The sequence below is a fragment of the Rhodoferax saidenbachensis genome, from assembly GCF_001955715.1.
Lineage (GTDB): Bacteria > Pseudomonadota > Gammaproteobacteria > Burkholderiales > Burkholderiaceae_C > Allorhodoferax > Allorhodoferax saidenbachensis.
Genome location: NZ_CP019239.1, coordinates 3492485 through 3507169, shown reverse-complemented (window position 1 = coordinate 3507169; position 14685 = coordinate 3492485). Strand labels below are relative to the sequence as shown.

18 protein-coding genes are annotated in these 14685 nt (G+C 61.4%); 13 read left to right on the top strand and 5 right to left on the bottom strand.

All coding sequences use genetic code 11. From position 1 onward, the window contains the following. Positions 1–17: 17 nt before the first annotated feature. A complete protein-coding gene (kefC, locus tag RS694_RS16750; RefSeq protein ID WP_029708471.1) occupies positions 18–1844 on the bottom strand; it encodes a glutathione-regulated potassium-efflux system protein KefC in 1827 nt (608 codons plus the stop codon). Next, on the bottom strand, positions 1844–2506 hold the full coding sequence (gene kefF / locus RS694_RS16745; RefSeq protein ID WP_076069841.1) for a glutathione-regulated potassium-efflux system oxidoreductase KefF: 663 nt from the start codon (positions 2504–2506) through the stop codon (positions 1844–1846). The genes kefC and kefF overlap by 1 nt, the downstream gene beginning before the upstream one ends. Positions 2507–2546: 40 nt before the next feature. Between kefF and RS694_RS16740 the strand changes: the two genes are divergently transcribed. Both RS694_RS16740 and RS694_RS16735 read left to right on the top strand, forming a co-directional pair. Continuing rightward, positions 2547–3164, top strand: a complete 618-nt coding sequence (locus RS694_RS16740; RefSeq protein ID WP_029708469.1) for a ParA family protein — start codon at positions 2547–2549, stop codon at positions 3162–3164. A 63-nt stretch (positions 3165–3227) separates the two neighbouring features. Further along, on the top strand, positions 3228–3683 hold the full coding sequence (locus RS694_RS16735; RefSeq protein ID WP_029708468.1) for a MaoC family dehydratase: 456 nt from the start codon (positions 3228–3230) through the stop codon (positions 3681–3683). A gap of 21 nt (positions 3684–3704) precedes the next feature. Here RS694_RS16735 and trmL read toward each other — a convergent pair whose 3' ends face one another. Beyond that, entirely contained in the window at positions 3705–4166 is a 462-nt protein-coding gene (gene trmL, locus RS694_RS16730) for a tRNA (uridine(34)/cytosine(34)/5-carboxymethylaminomethyluridine(34)-2'-O)-methyltransferase TrmL (protein ID WP_029708467.1), read from the bottom strand. A 92-nt stretch (positions 4167–4258) separates the two neighbouring features. Then, the gene (locus RS694_RS16725) at positions 4259–4900 is read right to left on the bottom strand and encodes a ComF family protein (protein WP_420805946.1); all 642 of its coding nucleotides are present in this window, start codon (positions 4898–4900) and stop codon (positions 4259–4261) included. A 101-nt stretch (positions 4901–5001) separates the two neighbouring features. Here RS694_RS16725 and RS694_RS16720 point away from each other — a divergent pair, with 101 nt between their 5' ends. The 7 genes from RS694_RS16720 (at position 5002) to RS694_RS16695 (ending at position 10861) form a co-directional block, all read left to right on the top strand. After that, entirely contained in the window at positions 5002–5910 is a 909-nt protein-coding gene (locus RS694_RS16720; RefSeq protein ID WP_029708465.1) for a methyltransferase domain-containing protein, read from the top strand. A gap of 161 nt (positions 5911–6071) precedes the next feature. Beyond that, positions 6072–7256 (top strand): cytochrome c oxidase subunit II, encoded by a 1185-nt coding sequence (gene coxB, locus RS694_RS16715; protein WP_029708464.1) that lies wholly within the window; start codon positions 6072–6074, stop codon positions 7254–7256. 105 nt (positions 7257–7361) lie between these two features. Continuing rightward, positions 7362–8978 (top strand): cytochrome c oxidase subunit I, encoded by a 1617-nt coding sequence (ctaD, locus tag RS694_RS16710; protein ID WP_029708463.1) that lies wholly within the window; start codon positions 7362–7364, stop codon positions 8976–8978. Between the two features lie 3 nt (positions 8979–8981). Then, positions 8982–9095, top strand: a complete 114-nt coding sequence (locus RS694_RS20660) for a cytochrome oxidase small assembly protein (protein ID WP_211274977.1) — start codon at positions 8982–8984, stop codon at positions 9093–9095. A gap of 3 nt (positions 9096–9098) precedes the next feature. After that, positions 9099–9695: a cytochrome c oxidase assembly protein gene (locus RS694_RS16705; protein WP_029708462.1), complete on the top strand. Its 597-nt coding sequence runs from the start codon at positions 9099–9101 to the stop codon at positions 9693–9695. After that, positions 9692–9904 carry a DUF2970 domain-containing protein gene (locus tag RS694_RS16700; protein WP_076069839.1) on the top strand — a complete coding sequence of 71 codons (213 nt, stop codon included), beginning with the start codon at positions 9692–9694 and terminating at the stop codon, positions 9902–9904. The genes RS694_RS16705 and RS694_RS16700 overlap by 4 nt, the downstream gene beginning before the upstream one ends. A gap of 75 nt (positions 9905–9979) precedes the next feature. Next, entirely contained in the window at positions 9980–10861 is an 882-nt protein-coding gene (locus tag RS694_RS16695) for a cytochrome c oxidase subunit 3 (RefSeq protein WP_076069836.1), read from the top strand. A 46-nt stretch (positions 10862–10907) separates the two neighbouring features. Here the strand turns inward: RS694_RS16695 and RS694_RS16690 are convergent, their stop codons facing one another. Then, positions 10908–11138, bottom strand: coding sequence for a twin transmembrane helix small protein (locus RS694_RS16690; RefSeq protein WP_029708459.1), 231 nt, complete (start codon positions 11136–11138; stop codon positions 10908–10910). Between the two features lie 15 nt (positions 11139–11153). On the opposite strand from RS694_RS16690, the gene RS694_RS16685 reads away from it, so the two are divergent. Genes RS694_RS16685 through cyoE form a run of 4 tightly spaced genes read left to right on the top strand, consistent with a single transcriptional unit; the run spans position 11154 to position 14680 of the window. Then, positions 11154–11888: an SURF1 family protein gene (locus RS694_RS16685; RefSeq protein WP_029708458.1), complete on the top strand. Its 735-nt coding sequence runs from the start codon at positions 11154–11156 to the stop codon at positions 11886–11888. Continuing rightward, positions 11881–12570: a thioredoxin domain-containing protein gene (locus RS694_RS16680; RefSeq protein ID WP_029708457.1), complete on the top strand. Its 690-nt coding sequence runs from the start codon at positions 11881–11883 to the stop codon at positions 12568–12570. The genes RS694_RS16685 and RS694_RS16680 overlap by 8 nt, the downstream gene beginning before the upstream one ends. Before the next feature lie 20 nt (positions 12571–12590). Next, complete coding sequence (locus tag RS694_RS16675; RefSeq protein WP_051391971.1) at positions 12591–13778, top strand: COX15/CtaA family protein; 1188 nt, start codon at positions 12591–12593, stop codon at positions 13776–13778. After that, positions 13775–14680, top strand: coding sequence for a heme o synthase (gene cyoE / locus RS694_RS16670; protein ID WP_029708455.1), 906 nt, complete (start codon positions 13775–13777; stop codon positions 14678–14680). The genes RS694_RS16675 and cyoE overlap by 4 nt, the downstream gene beginning before the upstream one ends. Positions 14681–14685: the final 5 nt, after the last annotated feature.

Sequence of the window (14685 nt, the reverse complement as noted above, 5' to 3'; positions counted from 1 at the left end):
TGGCGCAGTGTGCAGCGTCAGTGGTCCCACTCGTGTGGCTGCCGCTTTTGCTGCTGCGCGCGTTCCTGTGCCATCTGTTCTTCCAGTTGCTGGCGACCTTGCTTGATCACGGCGATCAGCTTGGAGCGGTCTTTGTAGTGCGGGTGCAGTTTTTCAAAGAGTTCCAGGTTGTGCTGGCGAAAACGCATGGCCTGCTGGCGTGCTGTGTGGGGGTCGTGGCCCAGCAGCTCCAGCACGCTGCGCGCGCTGCGCAGGCTGGACTCGAACAGCTCGCGCTCCACCCGCATCACACCGCGGTCGCGCAGCTTGTTCCAGTGCGTTACATCTTTGGCACGGGCCACGATCTCCAAATGCGGGAAATGCGCCTGGACCAGATCCACAATTTCCAGGGACTGCTCCACATCGTCCACGGCGACCACAATGATTTTGGCTTTCTCGGCACCGGCCGTGCGCAGCAGGTCCAGGCGCGTGGCATCGCCATAAAACACGCGATAGCCAAAACTGCGCACTGCCTCGATCATGTCGGCGTCATGGTCCAGCACGGTCGCGCTAAAGCCCTGCGCCAGCAGCAGGCGCCCAACGATCTGCCCGTAGCGGCCAAAACCCGCAATGATGATGGGCGCTTCCTGCTGCTCCGATATTTCTTCGAGTTGCGTGGCATTGCAATTGGCATAACGCGGCAGAAGCAATCGGTCGATGGCCACCAGAATCAGCGGACTGACCAGCATAGACACTGCTACTGCTCCGATCAGCAGGGACGCGGTTTCTGCCGGGAACACGTGGGCGCCAGCAGCGGCCTGAAACACCACAAATGCAAATTCACCACCTTGTGCCAGCAGCAGCGCAAACACGGGGCGCTCTTGAAACGGCAACCCGATTTGGCGGGCCAGTGCGTAGATCAGTGCTCCCTTGATCGCCAGAAAGCCCACCACCACGGCCGCCATCAGGCCCGGCGAGGCCATCAGCACACCGAAGTCGATGCTCATGCCCACGGCGATGAAGAACAGGCCCAGCAGCAGCCCCTTAAAAGGCTCGATATCTGTTTCCAGCTCACGCCGGTATTCACTCTCGGCCAGCAGCACGCCGGCCAAAAAAGCGCCCAGCGCCATAGACAGGCCCACGAACTGCATCAGCCCGGCAATGCCCACCACCAGTAACAGCGCGGCCGCAGTGAAGATTTCGGGCGTATTGGAGCGTGCAATCCAGCGGAACAGCGGGCGCAGTAGCAACCGGCCGCCGAGCACAATGCCAACAATAACCGCTATGATTTTGAGAGCTTCCAGCGCAGGACTGGTGCTGGCTACAGCGCTATTTTCCATAGAGGCCACGCCCAACAAGGGGAGCAGGGCGAGGATGGGGATGGCCGCCACGTCCTGGAACAGCAGGATGGAAAACGCCGATTGCCCGCTGGTGGTGGGCAACAGGTTGCGCTCGCCCATGACCTGCAGCGCAATGGCGGTGCTGGACAGGGCCAGGCCCAGCCCCGCCACGACCGCCACGCGCCAGCCCACGCCAAAGGCCATGGCCACCGCGGTGAGTAGCACGGCGCAGCCCAGCACCTGGGCGCTACCGGTGCCAAAGATAGGGCGGCGCATGTTCCACAGGCGCTTGGGCTCCAGTTCCAGGCCGATCAGAAACAGCATCAGCACTACGCCAAATTCGGCAAAGTGCAGGATGTCTTCCACGTTGGTCACCAGCCCCAGTCCCCACGGGCCAATGGCAATGCCCGCGGCCAGATAACCAATGATGGAGCCCAGGCCCAGCGCTTGGCTCAATGGCACGGCAATTACTGCGGCGCTCAGATAGATAAAGCTGTTGACCAGCCAGGTCGGGGTATGTTCCATCAGGTGGGTTCCATGTGCAGGGTGGCGGGTGGCGTGGGGCGGTCCGTTGTGGGTACCTCACAGGCCACACATTGCTCCAGGTCTTCCAGCTCTGGCCAGACTGGGTAGGTTTGCAGGCGGTCGGCAAATACGTCGATGTGGGCCTGCACATCGGCCTCGGGTACACGGTGTGCGCCGTGCAGCACCAGTGGCGGCAAAAAACGCATGCCGCACAGATTGGCGGTCTGCTCATAGGGCGGCATAAAGGCGTCGAAGAAATAGCGGTTGTATCCCTGCGGGTGGTAGGCCGCCTCGGGCCCGCCGGTAGTGGCCACCAGCCACAGGTCCTTGCCCTGCAGGGCGTTGCCGCCGCCATAGGCCCAGCCAAAGGCAAATACCTCGTCCAGCCACAGCTTGAGCAGGGCGGGCATGGAATACCACTGAATCGGGTGCAGCAGTACCACCAGTTGGGCGGTGCTCAGGCGCGCCTGTTCGGCGGGAATGTCCACGTGGTAGTCCGGATAGGTGGCAAAGAGGTCACATACCTCGACCGGCCCCGCCTGGCGGGCAGCCTGGAGCAAACGCCGGTTGACGCGGGATTCACGCCAATTCGGGTGCGCGGCAACCAGATAGATGGGTTTGGGTGCGCCTTGCGCTGTTAAAGGTTGGTTTTCTGGAGGCATGCCGATAACATAGCGCAAAGTTCACTCTTAGGGAGTCTTTATGCCTGTGGTTGTAGTTGCCAATCCCAAAGGCGGGGTGGGAAAGTCCACTTTGTCGACCAACATCGCGGGCTATTTCGCGTCCAAAGGACATGCGGTGATGGTCGGCGATGCGGATCGCCAGCAGTCGTCCCGCCTGTGGCTCAGCCTGCGCCCGCCCGCAGCCCGGCCGATTTCCACCTGGGATGTGGGGGACGACCAGATCGCCAAGCCGCCCAAGGGCACGACCCATGTGGTGCTCGACACCCCGGCAGGCCTGCATGGCAAGCGCCTCAAGGACGTACTCAAGCTGGCGGACAAAATCATCGTGCCGCTGCAGCCCAGCATTTTCGACATCTTCGCCACGCGTGCCTTTCTGGACGAACTGGCCACCAACCAGCACGCCCTGAAAGCAAAGATCGGTATCGTCGGCATGCGGGTGGACGCGCGCACGATTGCCGCTGACAAACTGCACGAGTTTGTCGATTCCCTGGGTTTGCCGGTGCTTGGGTATCTGCGCGACACGCAAAACTACATCCATCTCGCTGCGCGCGGCCTGTCGGTGTTTGACGTGGCGCCCAGCCGGGTGGAGCGCGATCTGGCGCAGTGGCAGCCGATCTGCCAGTGGCTGGATTCCTAGAGAAAACCCGGGGATGTCCCGTGATAGACAGTGTCGGGCCGGTGGCTTGACTACAGTCGTGCCATGAAAACCTTCGAAACCCTTGACGAATTGGCCACCCAGGTCGGCCAGGAGGTCGCAGTCAGCGACTGGATTGCTGTCACGCAGCAACACATCAATCTGTTTGCTGAAGCCACGGGCGACCACCAGTGGATCCATGTGGATGTGGAAAAAGCCAAGCAAGGCCCGTTCGGCGCGCCCATTGCCCATGGGTTTCTGACGCTCTCGATGATCCCCCAATTCTTTGACAACGCACTTACCGTGAAGAAGGTGCGCATGGGCGTGAACTACGGACTCAACAAGGTGCGCTTTGTTGCGCCCGTGCCCGTGGACAGCCGCCTGCGCGCGCGTTTGAAGCTGGTGTCCTGCGACGCCATTGACAACAACGGCAAGCAGTCGCTGTGGGAAGTCACCATCGAGCGCGAAGGCGCTGCCAAGCCGGTATGTGTGGCGGAGTCGATTTCGCGCATGTACCCCTAGACAAGCGGGGAAGGGGCTGGTTCAGCGGAATGCGTTCTGCCGCCAAGCCTCAAACACGGTCACCGCCACGGCGTTCGACAGATTCAGGCTGCGCTGTCCTTCGCGCATCGGCAGCTTGAGACTTTGGCCAGGTCCAAACGAGGCACGTACCGTGTCTGAAATGCCTTTGGTCTCCGAGCCAAACACCAGCCAGTCACCAGCCTGAAAGGCCACCTCGTAGGGACTGCGCGTGCCGCGGGTGGTCAGGGTGAACAGGCGCTCGGGGGCTGGGCGTTCGGTTTCCAGAAATGCCTGCCAACTGGCATGGCGGCGCAGCATGGCGTACTCGTGGTAGTCCAGCCCGGCCCTGCGCATGTGTTTGTCGTCCATGGAGAAACCCAGCGGCTCCACCAGGTGCAACGTGCAACCCGTGTTGGCCGCCAGGCGGATCACGTTGCCCGTGTTGGGAGGGATTTCGGGTTCGACCAGAACAATATTAAACATCGCTAGATTGTGCGCTGCGCCGGGCCGCCCCAAGCAAGCACAGCCCCCTTGGGGGGCAGCGACCCGCGTAGCGGTGGAGCGTGGGGGCTATGTCATTCCGTACGGGCAAAGACCAGCGCGGTGATGTGTGTGACGCCGGCTTGCCGCAAAACCTTGGCCGCGGCGTGCAGGGAGGCGCCGCTGGTCATCACGTCATCCACCAGTACCACGCTTGTCCCCTGAAGACGGTGCGCCTGCAGCGGCTCCACCGCAAAGGCGTTCTGCACGCTGGTCAGTCGTTGCTTGCGGGGCAGGGAGCTTTGCGGCGGTGTGTCCACGATGCGTAGCAGGACACTGGCCATCAGTTTGGCTGGCTCAAGCGCCCGGGCCAGCAGCAAAGCCTGGTTGAATCCGCGTGTGCGCAACCGTTCGCGCGACAGCGGCATGGGAATGACCAGATCGGCGGCTTCCAGTGCGGGCTCCACCCAGGGTGCGCTGCGCATCAGGGTGGCAAATCGCGGGGCCCAGGCGGGATGTTCCTGAAATTTGAAGTCCACCACCAGCGTTGACCAGGGGTAGGCGTACGGGACGGCGGCCAGGCAGCGGTCCAGCTGAGGAGGCTTGGTGATGCAGGCGCCACATTGCCGCATGCTCGCCAGTACCGGCCGGGCGCAGGTGGTGCAGCGCGGAACGGGTTGGCCAAACAGGCCCACGCAGGCCTCGCAGACCGGCTGCGCAGGCCAGGCGTGGCACACGGCGCACTGGCTGGGCAGGCGCCATGTGGTTGTCCGGGATACCCCTTGGAGCAAGCGGCGAAACATCGAACCAATATACTCGCCACGCCCCATTCCAAGCCATGAGTAACCAGCGCCCCCCTTCCCTTGACCCCATGGCCGCGCAGCGCTGGGCTGCCATGCCGCAGTCCCCTTCGCCCTGGCTGCACGAAGAAGTCGCTCGCCGCATGGAGGAGCGCCTGCAGTGGATTGCCAAGCCACCGGCCCGCTGGGCGCATTGGCAGCCGCTGCGTGGTGGCGTGCAGGCGCAGGCGCTGATTGCCAAGCGTTACCCAAAATCCGAGTGTTTTGTGCTCGAAGCCGGCGTGGATAATGCGCAAGCAGCTCTTAAATTGATAGCAAATCCGTGGTGGAATCCGGCCCATTGGCGTGCTGCGCCACTGCACTTTGAGCGCCCAGCCCAGCCCGTGGACATGTTGTGGGCCAACATGGCACTGCATATGGCGAGCGACCCACAAGCGCTGATTGCCCAGTGGCACAGCCTGATCGGCGTGGAGGGTTTTCTGATGTTTTCCTGCCTGGGGCCGGATACGCTGCGTGAAATACGCGCCGTCTATGCCGCGCAAGGCTGGCCCGCGCCGTCCCATGAATTCACCGACATGCACGACTGGGGCGACATGCTGGTGCACGCTGGTTTTGCCGAGCCGGTGATGGACATGGAGCACATCACGTTGAGTTATTCCTCACCGCAAAACCTGTTGGCCGAGCTGCGGGGGCTGGGGCGCAACCTGCATGCGGCGCGTTTCGCCGGTCTGCGTGGCAGGGGGTGGCGCGACCAGCTGCACACGGCCATCGCGCAGTCACAGGCCGCATCCAGTGCAGATGGGCGGCTGAAGCTGACTTTTGAGATCATTTACGGCCATGCGTTCAAGCCCGCGCCCCGCCTGAATGTGCGTCCGGAAACCACCTTGTCGCTGGACGAGATGCGGGCGACCTTGCAACAGGGCCGCAAAAATCTGCCGCAGCCCTGATTTTCGGGCGCCACAGAGGGCAGGGAAGCGGGTTCGCAGGGGATGGTCGGCTACAATCGCACCCAAATTACATCTGGCCGACTTGGTTCGATTGCGACGCAATACCAAGATTCTGCATAGTCAGGTAGTCATAAATCGAAGCAAAGAAGAGGTAAGTAGCGATGAAGAGCATTTTCAACAAGCTGGCTTCATTGGCGCTGTCCGCCGCTGCATGGGCGGGCACCGCTGTGTTCTCGTTGGCACATGCGGTGAACGACCTGCCCGGCGGTCCCGCCGTGAATCAGCTGAATCTGCCTCCGGCGGTGACCCGTATCGCTGCGGATCAAGCCTGGCTGCATTGGTTCATGCTGATCGTCTGCACCGTGGTATTTGTTGCCGTGTTTGCGGTCATGTTCTATTCCATCTGGAAGCACCGCAAGTCAGTGGGCCACAAGGCTGCCAATTTCCATGAAAGCGTGGCTGTCGAAATTGCCTGGACCATCGTGCCCTTTGTCATCGTTGTGATCATGGGCCTGATGGCCACTAAGACCGTGGTGGCCATGAAAGACACCACCAATGCCGACCTGACCATCAAGGCCACCGGCATGCAGTGGAAGTGGGGCTATGACTACCTGCGCGGTGAAGGCGAAGGCATTGGCTTCGTGTCCACCCTGGACAGCAGCCAGCGCGCCATGTCCGATGCCGGCGGCCCCAAGAAGGGCGAAATCGTTGATGACTACCTGCTCAAGGTGGACAACCCCTTGGTCGTGCCCGTGGACAAGAAGGTCCGCATCATCACCACTGCCAACGACGTGATCCACGCCTTCATGGTGCCGGCCTTCGGTATCAAGCAGGATGCTATTCCCGGCTTCGTGCGTGACACTTGGTTCCGTGCAGAAAAGACCGGCGACTTCTACGGTCAGTGCGCCGAGTTGTGCGGCAAGGAACACGCCTACATGCCCATCCACGTGAAGGTGCTGTCCGCTGAAGACTATTCCAAATGGGTAGCTGCTGAACAGAAGAAGATGGCCGCCAAGCAGGATGACCCCACCAAGGTCTGGACGCTGGACGACATCACCAAGCGCGGCGAAAAAGTGTATGCCGCCAACTGCGCAGCCTGCCACCAGGCCAACGGCAAGGGCGCAGGCCCGATCAAGCCACTGGACGGCTCAGCTGTCGTGCTGGATGCTGACCACAAGAGGCAGATTCTGGTGCTGCTCAATGGTCAGAACAACAACACCATGCCTTCCTGGAAGCAGTTGAGCGATACCGACATTGCCGCTGTGATCAGCTACACCAAGAACAACTGGTCCAACAAGACCGGCCAGCTGGTACAACCCGCCGAAGTGCTTGCCCTGCGCAAGTAATGTGAGCCGGATACCGCCAGCCGCCAAAATGAACAGAATTGAAAACGAAGTTTCAGTGCAGACTAACTTGCACGCAAGTTACGTCGTAACTATAAGGACACCAGAATGAGCGCCGTACTAGATCACCACGACCACGCCCATGACGACCACCACCACGCCCCCACGGGCTGGCAGCGCTGGGTGTTTGCTACCAACCATAAAGACATTGGCACGCTGTATCTGCTGTTCAGCTTCACGATGCTGATCATTGGCGGCATTTTGGCCCTGTTGATCCGCGCCGAGTTGTTCCAGCCCGGTCTGCAACTGGTGAATCCCGAGTTGTTCAACTCGCTGACCACCATGCACGGCCTGATCATGGTGTTCGGCGCCATCATGCCGGGCTTCGTCGGTTTTGCGAACTGGATGATCCCGCTGCAAATCGGCGCGTCCGACATGGCTTTCGCCCGCATGAATAACTTCAGCTTCTGGCTGATGATTCCCGCTGCGCTCATGCTGGTGGGCTCGTTCTTCATGCCTGGCGGTGCACCCGCTGCTGGCTGGACGCTGTACGCACCGCTGACCCTGCAAATGGGCCCCTCCATGGATGCCGGCATTTTTGCCATGCACATCCTGGGTGCCTCTTCCATCATGGGCTCGATCAATATCATCGTGACCATCCTGAACATGCGCGCCCCCGGCATGACGCTGATGAAGATGCCGATGTTCGCCTGGACCTGGCTCATTACCGCTTACCTGCTGATCGCCGTGATGCCCGTGCTGGCTGGCGCGATCACCATGACGCTGACTGACCGCCACTTTGGCACCAGCTTCTTCAACCCCGCTGGTGGCGGCGACCCGGTGATGTACCAGCACATCTTCTGGTTCTTTGGCCACCCCGAGGTGTACATCATGATCTTGCCGGCCTTCGGGATCGTGAGCCAGATCGTTCCCGCCTTTGCCCGCAAGAAGCTGTTTGGCTACGCCTCCATGGTGTACGCCACATCGTCGATTGCCATCCTGTCCTTCATCGTGTGGGCGCACCACATGTTCACCACCGGCATGCCGGTGACTGGTCAACTGTTCTTCATGTACGCGACCATGCTGATTGCTGTGCCGACCGCCGTGAAGATCTTCAACTGGATCGCCACCATGTGGCAAGGTTCCATGACGTTTGAAACCCCCATGCTGTTTGCCGTGGGCTTCATCTTCGTGTTCACCATGGGTGGTTTCACCGGCCTGATTCTGGCCATGGCGCCGATCGACATCCAGTTGCAGGACACCTACTACGTGGTGGCCCACTTCCACTACGTGCTGGTGGCGGGTTCCCTGTACGCCATGTTCGCTGGCTACTACTACTGGTCGCCCAAGTGGACTGGTGTGATGTACAACGAGACCCGCGGCAAGATCCACTTCTGGTGGTCGCTGATCGCGTTCAACGTGACTTTCTTCCCGATGCACTTCCTGGGTCTGGCTGGTATGCCGCGTCGCTACGCCGACTACCCGATGCAGTTCGCTGACTTCAACGCGGTGGCCTCGGTGGGCGCATTTGCCTTCGGTCTGGCACAGGTTTACTTCTTCCTGTTCGTGGTGTTGCCCACCATGATGGGCAAGGGCGAAAAAGCACCCCAGAAGCCCTGGGAAGCTGCCGAAGGTCTGGAGTGGGAAGTTCCATCTCCTGCGCCGTTCCACACGTTTGAAAACCCACCCAAGTTGGACGCTACTGCGACCAAGGTGATTGGTTAAGCCATGGCAACGCCCGAACAAAAGAAAGCCAACCTGCGCACCGGCCTGATCCTGGCGTCGGTGGCGGCGGTTTTCTTTATTGGTTTCATGGTCAAGATGGTTTTGTTGAGCCGATAGTCCATGAACATCTCGCGGGAAAATTTCCGGATGCTGCGCAAGCTGGCCGTGGTCACGGTCGTGATGTTCGGCTTTGGCTACGGCTTGGTCCCGCTGTACAAAGCCATTTGCGAAGCCACGGGCATCAACATCCTGGCGCTGGGTGAGCAGGTGATTGTGGGCAACAAAGGCCAGATGCCCAAAAATACCCAGGTCGACACCAGCCGTACCATCACGGTGGAGTTTGATGCCAACTCGCGTGGTCCCTGGGAGTTCAAGCCCGCACAACGCTCGGTGCAGGTGCACCCCGGCGAGCTGACCACGGTGATGTACGAGTTCCAGAACGTGCAAAACCGGCGCATGGCTGCCCAGGCGATTGCCAGCTATGCACCGCAACAGGCCATGGCGCATTTCAACAAGCTGGAATGTTTCTGTTTTACCCAGTACACGCTGGAGCCGGGCGAGAAAAAGAGCTGGCCCGTGGCCTTTGTGATCGACTCCAAGTTGTCCAAAGACGTGACCACGATCACCCTGTCGTACACCTTTTTTGAAGTGGGTGGCAAGACGCCTCCCGCACCCGTGGCCAGCCTGCAGGTGCCCGCGACGGGAGCCGGATCGTGAGCGTCCCAGACACAGCGGCACCACGTCCATCGGTATGGCGCAGCATCAAGGTGGTGGCTTGGTCCTTCATGGGCATACGCAGCCGCAGCGGTTATCAGGATGATCTTGCCAAGGTCAGCCCCTTGCATGTGATGGCGGTTGCAGTGGTCGCTGTACTGGTGATTGTTGTTGGATTGATCGGCCTGGTGAACTGGGTCGTTGCGAAATAATGGAAAACCTTGCGGGACAGACCGCAGCCGCACAACGGCAAACCCTGTCCCCAACTGATTAGCAGGAGAAAGAAAATGAGTTCGACAACACACGGAACTACGCCGTACTACTTCGTGCCTGGCCCTTCACGTCATCCCGTGATGGCGGCGATTGGGCTGTTCTTCGTGATCCTGGGCGCAGGCCAGTGGATCAACGGTGCGCAATGGGGCATGTATTCCCTGCTGTTTGGCCTGTTGTGGTGGGCTGTGGTGTTGTTCCAGTGGTTCAGCGATGCCGTGGGTGAAAGCGAAAGTGGCCAGTATGGGCACAAGATCGACCTGTCTTTCCGCTGGAGCATGAGCTGGTTCATCTTCTCCGAAGTCATGTTTTTCGGCGCGTTCTTCACTGCCCTGTGGTGGGCCCGCTCCCACTCTGTGCCTGCCCTGGGCAGCCTGGACAATGCGCTGCTCTGGCCTGATTTCAAAGCCATCTGGCCTAGTCTGGCTGCCGGCGCCACCGCTTCGCCTGCCGGCATTGTGGAACCGTTCCAGACCATGGGTCCCTGGCCCCTGCCCACCATCAATACGGCCCTGTTGTTGACTTCCGGTGTGACACTGACCATCGCGCACCATGCGCTGATCGTTGGCAACCGCGCCAAGACCATTGCTTTCATGTGGGCCACCGTGCTGCTGGGCCTGACCTTCCTGTTTGTCCAGGGTTATGAGTACTACCATGCCTACAACGAGCTGAACCTCAAGCTCAGCTCCGGCGTGTTTGGCTCCACCTTCTTCATGCTGACGGGCTTTCACGGTATGCACGTGTTTGTCGGCATGCTGATGCTGCTGTTCATCACCCTGCGTTTGCAAAAGGGCCACTTCACCGCTGAGCGCCACTTCGGATTCGAAGGCGCAGCCTGGTACTGGCACTTCGTCGACGTGGTGTGGCTGGGCCTGTATATCCTGGTGTACTGGTTCTGATTACCCGCCACAAAGTGAAAAAGCACCGCTTGCGGTGCTTTTTTGTTTAACGTCCTGGCGGGATACCTGTGGGCTGGATCAGTCCGAATTTCCAGGCAATGAGAATGCACACGAACAACACGATGGACAGTCCCACCCGCATGGCCAGCGCCCGCACCATGCGTTTGGATTTGTCTGGTGTCGCGTCAGACGATTGCCCGCCCCGCAGCATGAAAAACAACGCAGCGGCCAAGCTGCCAATGATGGCCACAAAGGCAAAAACAACAAGATATGACATGCGGGAGATTATCCGGTGAATGCCCGTCTGCGTTTCGCGCTGGTTACCCTGGCCGCCTTGTTGGCCATTGCCGTCACGCTGGCGTTGGGGCGCTGGCAACTGGCGCGTGCTGCCCAGAAAGAGGCGCTGCAGGCGTCCATGGACAGCCAGCGTGGCAAGGCCGTGCTGGACGGTGCAGCGCTGCAGGCGGCGGCTGACCCCTCGGCGTTGGTGCACCAGCCCGCACGGCTCACGGGGCGCTGGGTACGGGAGGCCACGGTGTTTCTGGACAACCGGCAAATGGGCGCCCATGTGGGCTTTTTTGTCATGACACCGCTGCGGCTGGACGGAGGCACTGCCGTGGTGGTGCAGCGCGGCTGGGTGCCGCGCAACTTTGTGGACCGCGCCAGCCTGCCTGCAGTGGATACCCCCGGAGGGCTGGTGGTGGTGGAAGGGCGTATTGCCCCGCCGCCGAGCAAGCTTTACGAGCCCGGCACGCCCGGTACCGGCGCAATCCGGCAAAATCTCGACTTGGCGCAATTCCAGGCGCAAACCGGGCTACCGCTGATGGCCGTTACCCTGCAGCAGACCGGCGCCGCCAGCGAAGGTTTGCTGCGCGAGTGGCCCGCCGTCAACCTCGGGGTGGACAAACACTACGGCTACGCCTGGCAGTGGTTTGGCCTGTCCGCCCTGGTTGCCTGCCTGTACCTCTGGTACGGAATTGTTCGACGTTTTTTTCACCGCCCCAAGGACACCGCTTCCCATGTCTAGTGCTTCTTCCGACAACGACCGGCCCCTGGGGCTGACGGTGCATTCCATGCCGGTGCCGGCCCAAATCGCGGCCGTAGAGGGGCAGCGTACCAGTATGGGGCGCTGGAAGATGTTGGCCGTCTTGCTCATCTGCGCGGCACCCGTGATTGCCTCGTACTTCACCTACTACGTGGTGCGCCCCGAAGGCCGCCGCAATTTTGGTGAACTCATTGAGCCCCAGCGTCCCCTGCCCGACGTAGTCGGCACTGCGCTGGACGGCCAGCCTGTGAACCTGCAGTCCCTTAAGAACCAGTGGCTGCTGGTCAGTGTGGCCGGTGCCGCCTGTGATGACTTGTGCGCCCGCCACCTGTATCTGCAACGCCAGTTGCGCGAAGGTCTGGGCAAGGACAAGGACCGCCTGGACTGGGTCTGGCTGGTCAGCGATGACGCCCCCGTGGCTGACACGCTGCTACCCGCGCTCAAGTCTGCCACCGTGTTGCGCGTGCCTGCAGCCGCACTGGCGCAATGGCTGCAGCCGCAGCAAGGGCATGCACTGGCCGAACATCTCTACGTGGTGGATCCGCTTGGCAACTGGATGATGCGTTTTCCGCCCCAACTGGATGAGAAGGGTGCTTATAGCGCCAAGCGTGATCTGGGCAACCTGATGCGCGCCTCGGCATCCTGGGACAAGGAAGGCCGCTAGGCCGGCACGTTCGCGCAAAGATGGATTCCATGGCCACCTCCCTCTACGACCTATCCCCCTTGCTGCGCATGCTGCTGGTGGGTTTGCTGTTGGCTGCGGGCCCGCTGTTGTGGGTGTTTTTGCGCCACCGCCGAGCCACGCCGCTGGGACGCGTACAAGCGCTGACTTTGCTCACGCTGTTTCTGACCTTTGACCTGGTGCTGTTTGGCGCTTTCACCCGCCTGACCGACAGCGGCCTGGGCTGCCCCGACTGGCCCGGTTGTTACGGCCATGCGTCACCCCTAGGCGCCAGCGCATCCATCGCGGCAGCGCAAAGCGCCATGCCGACCGGCCCCGTGACCCACGGCAAGGCCTGGGTAGAAATGGTGCACCGTTATCTGGCCACCGGCGTGGGCGGTTTGATTCTGGCGCTAGCGGTGGCCGCTTGGCTGGGCCGCAAGGCGCGTGCGGCCGATCAACGGGTCAGCGTGGTCTGGCCTGTGGTGACGCTGGTGTGGGTGTGTATCCAGGGCGCGTTTGGCGCACTCACGGTCACCATGAAGCTGTTCCCCGCCATCGTCACGTTGCACCTGCTGGGCGGCTATGTGCTGCTGGCGCTGTTGGTGGCGCAAGCCGTGCGGCTGGGCCAGCAACAGGGCAACAGCGCGCCGGTGCCAGTGGCTGCACCTTTGCGCCTCTGGATGTTGGCGGCATTGGCCATGTTGACCTTGCAGGCGGCATCGGGTGCCTGGGTCAGTACCAACTATGCGGTGCTGGCCTGTTCCACCTTTCCCCAGTGCCAGGGTGGCTGGTGGCCCGCGATGGACTTTGCGCAGGGGTTCGAGATCTGGCGGCCGCTGGGCCTGGGCCAGGACGGCGCGCCCATCAGCTTTCAGGCGCTCACTGCCATCCACATGGTCCACCGCATCCTGGCGGGGTTGACCGTGCTGGTGCTGGTCGGTCTGGCGTGGCGCCTGCGCGGTGCCGTGGCCTTGCGCCAGCCCACACGCTGGCTGGCGGGCCTGCTGGTGCTGCAACTGGTCACGGGCCTGAGCAATGTGGTGCTGGACTGGCCGCTGTTTGCCGCCGTGCTGCACACCGGTGGCGCAGGTGCGCTGGTGGCGGTGCTGGTCTGGCTGTTGGCAGCTTCGCGAACCACTCCAACGACCTCTTCTTTGGCAGGCGTGCCCGCTGCGGCCGCCGCCCTGCAACCGGGATTTTCTGAATGACTGCGAACGCCTCTTCTGCCGCACCCGCGGCCCTGTCGGTGCTGCGACAGTTTCACGCGCTGACCAAGCCGCGTGTGATCCAGCTCATCGTGTTTTGTGCCCTGATCGGCATGGTGCTGGCCGTGCCCGGTGCGCCGACCTGGGCGCAAGTGGCCCTGGCGGCCATTGCCTGTGTGGGCATCTACCTAGTGGCCGGTGCGGCGGCGGCCTTCAACTGCATTGTGGAAAAAGGCATTGACGCCAAGATGAAACGCACCGCCTGGCGCCCCACGGCGCGCGGTGAGCTCAGCGACACGCAAACCCTGATCTTCTCGGCCCTGTTAGGCATCGCGGGCTCGGTCATCCTGTACCTGTGGGTCAACCCGCTGACCATGTGGCTGACCTTTGCCACCTTTGTCGGTTACGCGGTGGTCTACACCGTGATCCTCAAGCCACTCACGCCGCAGAACATCGTGATCGGCGGCGCATCGGGTGCCATGCCGCCGGTGCTGGGTTGGTCCGCGATGACGGGTGACGTGGGTCCTGAGGCGCTCATTTTGTTCCTCATCATCTTCCTGTGGACACCGCCGCACTTCTGGGCGCTGGCGCTGTACCGTGTGGAGGACTACCGCAAGTCCGGTCTGCCCATGCTGCCGGTCACCCACGGTAGCGAGTTCACACGCTTGCAAATCTTTTTATACACGCTGGTGCTGTTTGCCGCCTGCCTGCTGCCTTTTGTCTACGGCATGAGTTCCTGGCTGTACCTGGTGGTGGCGGTGGGCTTGAGCCTGGGCTTTTGTGCCTATGGCTGGCGCCTGCTGCGCAATTACTCGGACGACCTGTCCCGCGCGACCTTTCGTTTTTCCCTGATCCACCTCAGCGTGCTGTTTGCCGCACTGCTGCTGGACCATTACCTTCTTTAGGCTTC

Bases quoted from the DNA above. Each gene is read 5' to 3' on its own strand.
- RS694_RS16695 (WP_076069836.1), top strand. From the start codon at position 9,980: ATGAGTTCGACAACACACGGAACTACGCCGTACTACTTCGTGCCTGGC.
- kefF (WP_076069841.1), bottom strand. From the start codon at position 2,506: ATGCCTCCAGAAAACCAACCTTTAACAGCGCAAGGCGCACCCAAACCC.
- ctaD (WP_029708463.1), top strand. From the start codon at position 7,362: ATGAGCGCCGTACTAGATCACCACGACCACGCCCATGACGACCACCAC.
- kefC (WP_029708471.1), bottom strand. From the start codon at position 1,844: ATGGAACATACCCCGACCTGGCTGGTCAACAGCTTTATCTATCTGAGC.
- RS694_RS16680 (WP_029708457.1), top strand. From the start codon at position 11,881: ATGTCTAGTGCTTCTTCCGACAACGACCGGCCCCTGGGGCTGACGGTG.
- RS694_RS16705 (WP_029708462.1), top strand. From the start codon at position 9,099: ATGAACATCTCGCGGGAAAATTTCCGGATGCTGCGCAAGCTGGCCGTG.
- RS694_RS16690 (WP_029708459.1), bottom strand. From the start codon at position 11,138: ATGTCATATCTTGTTGTTTTTGCCTTTGTGGCCATCATTGGCAGCTTG.
- RS694_RS20660 (WP_211274977.1), top strand. From the start codon at position 8,982: ATGGCAACGCCCGAACAAAAGAAAGCCAACCTGCGCACCGGCCTGATC.
- RS694_RS16675 (WP_051391971.1), top strand. From the start codon at position 12,591: ATGGATTCCATGGCCACCTCCCTCTACGACCTATCCCCCTTGCTGCGC.
- RS694_RS16720 (WP_029708465.1), top strand. From the start codon at position 5,002: ATGAGTAACCAGCGCCCCCCTTCCCTTGACCCCATGGCCGCGCAGCGC.
- cyoE (WP_029708455.1), top strand. From the start codon at position 13,775: ATGACTGCGAACGCCTCTTCTGCCGCACCCGCGGCCCTGTCGGTGCTG.
- RS694_RS16740 (WP_029708469.1), top strand. From the start codon at position 2,547: ATGCCTGTGGTTGTAGTTGCCAATCCCAAAGGCGGGGTGGGAAAGTCC.
- RS694_RS16735 (WP_029708468.1), top strand. From the start codon at position 3,228: ATGAAAACCTTCGAAACCCTTGACGAATTGGCCACCCAGGTCGGCCAG.
- coxB (WP_029708464.1), top strand. From the start codon at position 6,072: ATGAAGAGCATTTTCAACAAGCTGGCTTCATTGGCGCTGTCCGCCGCT.
- trmL (WP_029708467.1), bottom strand. From the start codon at position 4,166: ATGTTTAATATTGTTCTGGTCGAACCCGAAATCCCTCCCAACACGGGC.